2 protein-coding genes are annotated in these 2,415 nt (G+C 42.6%); both read left to right on the top strand.

Going from position 1 to position 2,415, the window contains the following annotated elements; translation table 11 throughout:
- A partial coding sequence (locus IH598_10210; GenBank protein MBE0638882.1) for a T9SS type A sorting domain-containing protein occupies positions 1-945 on the top strand: 945 nt, incomplete at its 5' end.
- Between the two features lie 243 nt (positions 946-1,188).
- The coding region (locus tag IH598_10215) for an IgGFc-binding protein (protein ID MBE0638883.1) at positions 1,189-2,415 on the top strand (1,227 nt) is incomplete at its 3' end.

Raw genomic sequence — 2,415 nt, forward strand, 5'->3', positions numbered from 1 at the left:
ATTGTCGGATCGAGGTCATCCAACAGGACATTGCAACTCAGCCAGGGCTGGAACCTGATCCCTGTGTTGAGCGAATGTGAGGCGGAAGTGGAAGCTTTATTTGCAGGCAAAGGGGTAATTGTGGTAAAAGAAGTAGCCGGATGGCAACTTTACTGGCCGGCATTCAACATCAATACCTTGCAAAACCTGCTGCCAGGCAAAGCGTATTATGTACTGATGGGCAATGCTGAAACAATCACGTATCCCGGTTGCACCAAAAGCGGAACCTCTTCAGTGATCAACTCTACCAATCCGAATATGATGGAGATCATCGACAGCGCGCCATGGAACATGACCGGCCGAAGTGCAGCTACCCATATCATCGCTTTCCCCAAACAAGCCATCAGTGAGTCATTAATAAAGCCCGGCGACTATATCGGGGCATTCGACCAAAATGGCAATTGTTATGGAATGATTCAATGGGAAAATGCGACAATGGGTATGATGCTGTTTGGAGATGACCCAACAACTGCCATGAAAGATGGATTCACGGCCAATGAACCCATCAATCTGAGGCTGTACGTTGTCACTACAGGCACGGATTATACACTTGAGGCGACCTGGGATGCTGGCTGGCCTCAGCAGGATGGGACATTCGCCGCCAACGGCATCAGCGCCATTGCCGGAATCAACCTCGGAACTGCACTCACAACAGAAGATCAGAGCAGCAATAAAAATGATGTGCTGATCTATCCCAATCCGGCAGGCGAAACGCTTTTCATTGATCTTGTTAATCAGCAGGAGATTCAGTTGATCATGACCGATATGCACGGCAGGGAAATGCTGCGACAGAAACTACTCACGCTTCGCAACCAGATTGATCTGACGGCATTGCGCAGCGGAATTTATCTCTTGCAACTGGAAGGGAATAACTTCCGCCGCATCGAAAAGATCATTAAAAAATAGCGTAAATCATTTAAAAAGCCCTGGAGAAAATCCGGGGCTTTTTTTTTTGGGCGATTATCCATGAATGATTTTAGATTTATATTCATTTGAAAAATGACGAATCTTTACTTTTAACAAATTATTAACAATAATTTAGATACTTTAATAAATAAAACTTTTTGAAAACTTATGTAGTGCCTATCTTTGCCAAACATTTTATTTTATCATTTTAATCATTTTTTTAAACCTTAAATTTATTCGTTTATGTCAAAATCAATTGTTTACATTTTAGTAATGTTGTTCTTCTTTACCGGAGAAATTTGTTTTGGACAAGTAAAACCTGAAAAAGATCCGTCCCGGACGGATTATCCCATGTCTGAATCAGAAATGAATCAGCTTATTCAGAGCTACCAACCCCAAATTGGCCGCAGTTATCTACAAATGCCTGAGGATTTTAAAAATCGTGAAACTCAAAGGTCGCTGCTTGACAGCCGTGGTAATGAGTTTTGGCTCACATTCATGCGAAATCTTAACGGTGCTAATTCACGTTTTCTTGATCTTACTTGTGGAGAAGATGCTACTGGAACTATTTCAATTCCCGGGATTGCATTTAGCACTAATTTTACCATTTCTGCAAATACAGTTACCAGGATTAACATTCCTCTTGCAGCTGAAATCATAACTTCGGGAACCATTGATAATCTTGGCATTAAGGTCACCTCTGATAAGGAAATTACGGCCTATGGAGTTAGTGGAAATGAAGCATCTACGGATGGTTATCTGGGGTTGCCAGTTGACATACTTGGGAATCAATATCTTGTGATGACCTACCCAATCCTGACGTGGGGAGGATTTTTACCTCAGGAGGGTTGGGCTCCGCAGTTTGCTATCGTAAGTCCTTATGATAACAATGTGGTGACAATAACACCAAAAGATATGACTGTTAACGGTAATCCGGCAGGTGTGCCTTTCTCGGTTACTTTGAACCAGGGACAGACCTACCTTGTACGCGGAAGACTAAACAATTCTTATAATGCCGATCAGACAGGCTCCATCATTTCATCTACACTACCAGTTGCTGTTTTCAGTGGTTCCTCTTGTGCCAGTGTGCCACAGAATTTTGCAGCATGTGACCACCTGATCTCGCAAATACCGCCTATATCTACCTGGGGTCAGACTTTTGTTACCAGGCCATTACAAACCAGGTTCAATGGTGACACATGGCGTTTTCTTTCATCACAAAATGGAACTCAGCTTTTCCTTAACGGATCTTTGGCTGCCACTTTGAACTTTGGAGATTTTTATGAGACTGTATTAACTGTCCCAACTTTTGTAGAAGCTTCCAATCCCATTCTTACCGTGCAGTTTTCGAATTCATCCAGTTTTGATGGCGTTGTTTCTGATCCATTCATGATGATCATACCTCCATTTCAGCAATATCTGGATAGTTATACGTTTGCAACCCCGGTCGAAGGATTTACAGGACATTTT

The sequence above is a fragment of the Bacteroidales bacterium genome (assembly GCA_014860585.1).
Taxonomy (GTDB): Bacteria; Bacteroidota; Bacteroidia; order Bacteroidales; family 4484-276; genus RZYY01.